The 6,382-nt window shown below is 40.5% G+C and carries 6 protein-coding genes and 2 pseudogenes; 7 read left to right on the forward strand and 1 reads right to left on the reverse strand.

Annotation, left to right across the window (positions count from 1 at the left end):
* From CWB65_RS19255 to nth, 5 genes and pseudogenes are all read left to right on the forward strand, one after another.
* Window positions 1-513, forward strand: a pseudogene (locus CWB65_RS19255) (electron transport complex subunit RsxC); the annotation flags it as partial.
* Window positions 510-1,568, forward strand: a complete 1,059-nt coding sequence (gene rsxD, locus CWB65_RS19260) for an electron transport complex subunit RsxD (protein ID WP_138741265.1) — start codon at window positions 510-512, stop codon at window positions 1,566-1,568. The pseudogene CWB65_RS19255 and the gene rsxD, both read left to right, overlap by 4 nt.
* Window positions 1,565-2,206, forward strand: coding sequence for an electron transport complex subunit RsxG (rsxG, locus tag CWB65_RS19265; RefSeq protein ID WP_138741266.1), 642 nt, complete (start codon window positions 1,565-1,567; stop codon window positions 2,204-2,206). The genes rsxD and rsxG overlap by 4 nt, the downstream gene beginning before the upstream one ends.
* A complete protein-coding gene (locus CWB65_RS19270; protein WP_138741267.1) occupies window positions 2,203-2,901 on the forward strand; it encodes an electron transport complex subunit E in 699 nt (232 codons plus the stop codon). The genes rsxG and CWB65_RS19270 overlap by 4 nt, the downstream gene beginning before the upstream one ends.
* A gap of 41 nt (window positions 2,902-2,942) precedes the next feature.
* Window positions 2,943-3,575 carry an endonuclease III gene (nth, locus tag CWB65_RS19275; RefSeq protein WP_138741268.1) on the forward strand — a complete coding sequence of 211 codons (633 nt, stop codon included), beginning with the start codon at window positions 2,943-2,945 and terminating at the stop codon, window positions 3,573-3,575.
* 45 nt (window positions 3,576-3,620) lie between these two features.
* Here the strand turns inward: nth and CWB65_RS20300 are convergent, their stop codons facing one another.
* Window positions 3,621-3,866, reverse strand: coding sequence for a helix-turn-helix domain-containing protein (locus CWB65_RS20300; RefSeq protein WP_138741269.1), 246 nt, complete (start codon window positions 3,864-3,866; stop codon window positions 3,621-3,623).
* On the opposite strand from CWB65_RS20300, the pseudogene CWB65_RS20220 reads away from it, so the two are divergent.
* Both CWB65_RS20220 and CWB65_RS19290 read left to right on the forward strand, forming a co-directional pair.
* Window positions 3,849-3,968 (forward strand): annotated as a pseudogene (locus CWB65_RS20220) (iron-sulfur binding domain-containing protein); the annotation flags it as partial. The gene CWB65_RS20300 and the pseudogene CWB65_RS20220 sit on opposite strands and share 18 nt — an antisense overlap.
* Window positions 3,969-4,173: 205 nt before the next feature.
* Entirely contained in the window at window positions 4,174-6,084 is a 1,911-nt protein-coding gene (locus tag CWB65_RS19290) for an aminotransferase class V-fold PLP-dependent enzyme (protein ID WP_008131420.1), read from the forward strand.
* Window positions 6,085-6,382: the final 298 nt, after the last annotated feature.

The raw sequence follows: 6,382 nt of genomic DNA on the forward strand, positions 1-6,382 counted from the left end.
AAAAAAGCAGCTAAAGCTGCTGAGCAACCAGATGAGCCAAGTCTCATCGACAAATCAACCAGTAATGTTAAATCTGAAGAGTCACAAACAGACTCTCCAGCAGATGACAAAAAGGCGGCTGTAGCTGCCGCAATTGCCCGCGCTAAAGCAAAAAAAGCAGCAAAAGAGGCACAACACACTGAGCAATCGACTGAGCCAAGTATTGACGAGCCGCAAACCGATAATGTTAAACCTCAAGAGCCACAAACAGACTCTGTAGCAGAGAACAAAAAAGCGGCTGTAACGGCTGCAATTGCCCGTGCTAAAGCTAAAAAAGCGGCAAAAGAGGCAAAAGAGGCGCAGCAAACACAAAGCGATGAAGATACTGATCAAGTGGCGATAACTGAGCCAGAAACGCCAAGTGAAGCTACCCCAGAACAAACCGTCGCCGAAAAGAAAAAAGCTGCAGTGGCCGCCGCTATTGCTCGCGCCAAAGCCAAAAAGTTACAAAAAGAAGGAAATGATCAGTCATGAAATTAACCATGGCCAGTTCGCCGCATAATCATAGCCATAAATCGCTAACACGATTAATGCTAACCGTTATTGCTGCGTGTATTCCTGGACTCATTGCTCAAGTTTTCTTTTTTGGTACAGGTGTACTTATTCAACTCGTCCTTGCTTTTGTGGCTGTCACAGCTTTTGAAGCAGCAGTAATGCTAATACGTAAGCGCCCTGTTTGGCCTGCATTAAGTGATGGCAGCGCATGGTTAACCGCGGTGTTACTTGCCTTGAGTATTCCACCATTTGCACCGTGGTGGATTGTTATTATTGGTTGTTTATTTTCCATAGTGATTGTAAAGCAGCTTTATGGTGGCTTAGGTTTTAACCTATTTAACCCCGCTATGGCAGCTTATGTTTTGCTACTGGTATCGTTCCCTGTGCAAATGACTGCGTGGTTACCTGTTACAGATCTAGCAAGTAACCCTATTAGCTTTACAGAACAATTACGGCTTATTTTTACGGACTTTACCTCTACTGGTTATAGCTTAGATCAAGTACGTGCTGGTGTTGATGGCACTACAATGGCAACGCCACTAGACACTATAAAAACAGATGTAGCTCATGGTTTAACAGTGAGCGAAAGCATGCAAAAGCCTATTTTTAACGAATGGGCAGGCCAAGGTTGGATGTGGGTTAACCTTGGTTTTTTAGCTGGCGGGTTGTATTTACTAAAAGAAAAAGTAATTAACTGGCATATTCCTGTCAGTTTTATTGGTAGCTTAGCATTATGCAGTGCTATTGGTTACATAGCGGCACCGGGCACAGAGCCGGGTACTGTGTTTCACTTGCTAAGTGGCGCAACTATGATGGGCGCATTTTTTATTGCAACCGACCCAGTCTCGGCCTCAACCACAAATAAAGGTCGCTTGATTTACGGCGCACTAATTGGGTTATTTGTTTATTTAATTCGTACCTTTGGTGGCTTTCCTGATGCGGTTGCCTTTGCAGTACTATTGCTAAATATTGCAGTACCACTTATTGACTACTACACACAGCCACGAACTTATGGCCATGGAGCAGTAAAATGATTGTTTCATCTATGGCAAAAAACGGCGCTATTTTAACTGCGTTCGCCCTTGTAACTACTGGGCTAGTGGCAACTATTGATGCACTAACGGCTGATAAAATTGCAGAGCAAGAGCAACTATACTTAACATCACAATTGCACGAAGTACTTGACCCTAATACCTACGACAATGACTTGTCGAAAGACTGTATCGTTATTAAAGATGAACGACTAGGACCATATAATTCGCAAGTAATTTACCGTGCACGAAAAAATAACCAACCGGTCGCCCTTGTTGTTAGGCACGTATCACCAAACGGTTACAGTGGCGATATAAAGCTTTTAACCGCCATATTACGCGATGGAACTGTAGCGGGAGTACGAACCACTAAACACGAAGAAACACCAGGGTTAGGCGACAAAATAGAAATTAAAAAGTCATCATGGATCACCACATTCAAAGGCTTAACGGTGCACAGTGAAGACGATAACCGCTGGGCTGTGAAAAAGGATGGCGGCCAATTTGATCAGTTCACTGGGGCAACAATTACGCCTCGTGCAGTTGTAAATTCAGTTAAAAACGCCGTATTATTTGCGCAAAATGAGTTTGATACTATTTTTACAGCCCCAAATAGCCAGTGTGAAGAGGTAACCCAATGAGTGAGTTAAAAACACTGTACAAAGAAGGGGTGTGGGTAAACAACCCTGCTCTTGTTCAACTTTTAGGGCTTTGCCCGCTGCTTGCTGTGACATCGACTGTTACAAACGCACTGGGCTTGGGCCTTGCAACACTTTTGGTATTAATTGGATCAAATATAAGCGTTTCTATTGTACGAAACTGGGTACCAAAAGATATACGTATTCCCGTTTTTGTAATGATCATTGCTGGGTTTGTAACCATTGTTCAATTACTGATGAACGCCTACACATTTGGACTTTATCAATCGCTGGGCATATTTATTCCACTAATTGTAACTAACTGCGCAATTATAGGCCGCGCCGAAGCGTACGCATCAAAAAATCCAATTCATTTATCTGCCTTTGACGGATTAATGATGGGACTTGGATTTATGCTTGTACTCGTTGTACTGGGTGCAATGCGAGAACTCATTGGCCAAGGTACGTTATTCGATAGCGCCGATTTATTACTGGGTCCGTGGGCACAAAGTTTACGCATTGAAGTGTTTAGCTTTGACAATCAGTTTTTGCTTGCTATTTTACCACCTGGCGCATTTTTAGGGCTTGGGTTACTTATAGCCGCTAAAAATGTGATTGATGCACAAATAAAATCAAAACAAATTGCACCGCCAGAAGCCGAAAAAGGCCCTCGTGCACGTGTTACCAGTTTAACTTAAGGGGAAACGTACTGCTTTTTAAGTAAGTACGTTTAAGTTATATGAATAAAGAAAAACGCTACCAAATACTTACACGCTTGCGCGATAACAACCCAAACCCAGAAACGGAGCTTGAATATTCAAGCCCGTTCGAGTTACTTGTTGCTGTTACACTGTCAGCGCAAGCCACTGATGTTGGTGTTAATAAAGCAACCAGAAAACTATTCCCTGTTGCAAATACACCACAGGCTATTTTAGATATAGGCCACGATAAACTCCGTGATTATATAAAAACCATAGGCTTATTTAATTCTAAAGCTGCCAACGTTTATAAAATGTGCCAAATATTGGTAGATAAACATGACAGCATCGTACCTGAAAGCCGCGAAGCCCTCGAAGCCCTACCCGGCGTAGGTCGAAAAACAGCAAATGTGGTACTCAACACCGCCTTCGGCTGGCCGACAATCGCTGTCGACACCCATATCGACCGTGTTTCAAATCGCACTAAATTTGCTATGGGTAAAAACGTTGTTGAAGTGGAAAAAAAGCTCGAAAAAGTAGTGCCAAAAGAGTTCAAAGTCGATGTCCACCACTGGCTGATTCTGCACGGCCGCTACGTGTGCACTGCTCGCAAACCTAAATGCGGTAGTTGTATTATTGAAGACTTGTGTGAGTTTAAAGACAAAACCGAATAATTAAAGATAATTAAACGGCTTATTTGCATCAATATCCCATGGCATTTATCTAGTACTTTTGCTCTTAAACATTTTTTGCCACGCTTTCGGGGCGATCCCATACTTTTGTACAAAGTGTTTACGATAAATTTGCTCCGAACTAAAGCCTGCTTTTTCAGATACCTCAGTGATAGCCAAATTTGTTGATTCTAATAATTCCAAACTCTGGTTAAGACGCGCGTTGATTAGCCAAGTGTTAAAACTGATACCATTTGCGGATTTAAAGTTTCGGCTAAAGCTGATGTGCACCATTGGTTGATTCTACATGGTCGTTATGTGCGTACCGCCCGTAACCCTGAGTGTGGCAGCTGTATTATTGAAGACTTGTGTGAGTTTAAAGATAAAACAGAGTAAAAGATAAGTTTACGCACAGTGATCAACTTTTTACTTTAAAACAGTTGTAGGACATTCGCTTGCGTGAACTTTTATTGAGAATGAAACATTAAACATGGACGTGCATAAAATATAATTAATGCACATTTACAAAGTATTAATTTCACAAGTGCCAATGCATTGGTTATGCTACTGAGTATTATAAGATTTTATTACGAAAACCCCTATGTTGCCTTTACTGCGTATATTATTAATTGAGCAAGACCAAGCCACTTTAAAAGAGTTGTCTACAAATCTCTCTAAAGCGATACCAAATTTTGAGCGAGACGATATCCATATCGATATTCTTGAGCGTTTTACGCTTAAAGATGCGATAACAAGTGTTGAAGAAGATGGTGATATTCAGGCTGTTGTACTTAGTTGGGATTTACAAAACAAGGTTGGCGAGAGAACGTATAGCCGCTTTATTGAGCAGTTAAAAGCCATTCGATTAGAGCTTCCAGTTTATGTAATTGGCGATGATACTAAAGGACTGGAAATAGTCAACGAGTCAGAAGAAATTGAATCGTTTTTCTTTAAAGACGAGGTTATTTCTGACCCCGAAGCTATTTTAGGCTATATGATCAACGACTTTGACGACCGTTCAGAAACCCCGTTTTGGACTGCGTATCGCCGTTATGTTGGCGAGTCGAACGATTCATGGCACACACCGGGCCATAGTGGTGGCTCTAGCTTTAGAAACTCGCCTTATATTAAAGACTTCTATCAGTTTTATGGCCGCAATGTGTTTGTTGGCGATCTGTCGGTATCTGTCGATTCGTTAGGCTCTTTATCTGATAGCACCAATACCATTGGGCGTGCTCAAGAATCTGCAGCTGCAACGTTTGAGGTAAAGCATACCTACTTTGTTACTAACGGGTCTTCTACTTCAAATAAAATTATTTTACAAACCCTGTTACGTAAGGGGGATAAGGTCATTATTGACCGTAATTGTCATAAATCTGTTCATTATGGCATTTTGCAATCAGCCAGTTTACCCATTTATTTATCGAGTATATTAAATCCTAAATATGGTATTTTTGCGCCACCTTCGTTAGCCGATATAAAACAAACAATAGAGCAAAATACCGATGCAAAACTACTGGTGCTTACCGGTTGTACTTACGATGGTTTATTAAGCGATTTAAAACAAGTTGTGGATTTTGCCCATCAACACGGCATTAAAGTATTCATTGACGAAGCCTGGTTTGCTTACTCTTTGTTTCACCCGAGCCTGCGTTACTACTCAGCCATTCATGCTGGAGCCGATTATGTCACTCATTCAGCACATAAAGTGGTATCGGCGTTTTCACAGGCGTCTTATATTCATGTGAATGATCCAGACTTCGATGCAGATTTTTTTAGAGAAATTTACAGTATTTACGCCAGTACATCGCCCAAGTATCAGCTTATTGCCTCGCTTGACGTATGCCAAAAACAATTGGAAATGGAAGGCTATAAATTACTTAATGCCTTGTTAAACCATGTCGACGAATTTAAACAACAAATGGCATCGTTAAAATACATTAAAGTGCTGGGTAAAGACGATTTTATGGAAATATTTCCACACTTTAGTGAAGATAATATGGGTCACGATCCACTAAAAATCCTTATCGATATTAGTGAATTACCCTACTCATTAAAAGACATTCATAAGTTTTTATTAGATGAAATTGGCCTAGAAATAGAAAAATACACTCACAGTACAATTTTGGTATTATTAACGCTTGGTGGTACTCGTTCGAAGATTATTCGTTTATACAATGCATTAAAAAAACTTGATAGTGGGAGAGTAAAACTAGCCAAATCAACAAGGCGCTCTCGCTTGCCAGAAAGCTTACCAGCCATCGATTTAGCGTGTATTCCAGGCGATGCTTTTTATGGCGAACGCGAGTCGGTGCCTATTGCTAAAAGCAATAATCGTATTTGTGCTGGTTTAGTTACCCCCTATCCTCCAGGTATACCGTTATTAGTTCCAGGGCAACACATCACTGAAGAACATATCGAATACTTAAAAGAGCTTGCCGGTCAAGGGTTAACTATTCAAGGTAGCTTTGATGGTGAAATTTATGTTCTAAAAGGTAAAATAGAAAAATAGAAAAATAACCAGTATTTTACCCATTCACTTAATTAAGTGAGCTATTTTGAGGCTGGAAAAACGTGTTGATAGCTAGGCAAAAATATCACTATTTAGTTGCTCTAAATGAACATTTTGTAACGCAGTTAGCGACATGTGTAGCCTCGAAAAATGATTAAGTATTATTGCGGATTAGTATTACATACAATATTCTACGAGAAATTTGTCAGCAGTTTTTAAACCCTGCTGATGTTATTTTCAAAACCAAATACTTTTCTATTGGACAGGCCTTATTTTATATTGAATCGCCCCGAGTTCA

Source organism: Pseudoalteromonas sp. S554, from assembly GCF_005930865.1.
GTDB lineage: Bacteria > Pseudomonadota > Gammaproteobacteria > Enterobacterales > Alteromonadaceae > Pseudoalteromonas > Pseudoalteromonas marina.

Coding starts and splice junctions, on each gene's coding strand:
- CWB65_RS20300 (WP_138741269.1), bottom strand. CDS start 3,866: ATGGTGCACATCAGCTTTAGCCGAAACTTTAAATCCGCAAATGGTATC.
- rsxD (WP_138741265.1), top strand. CDS start 510: ATGAAATTAACCATGGCCAGTTCGCCGCATAATCATAGCCATAAATCG.
- CWB65_RS19290 (WP_008131420.1), top strand. CDS start 4,174: ATGTTGCCTTTACTGCGTATATTATTAATTGAGCAAGACCAAGCCACT.
- nth (WP_138741268.1), top strand. CDS start 2,943: ATGAATAAAGAAAAACGCTACCAAATACTTACACGCTTGCGCGATAAC.
- CWB65_RS19270 (WP_138741267.1), top strand. CDS start 2,203: ATGAGTGAGTTAAAAACACTGTACAAAGAAGGGGTGTGGGTAAACAAC.
- rsxG (WP_138741266.1), top strand. CDS start 1,565: ATGATTGTTTCATCTATGGCAAAAAACGGCGCTATTTTAACTGCGTTC.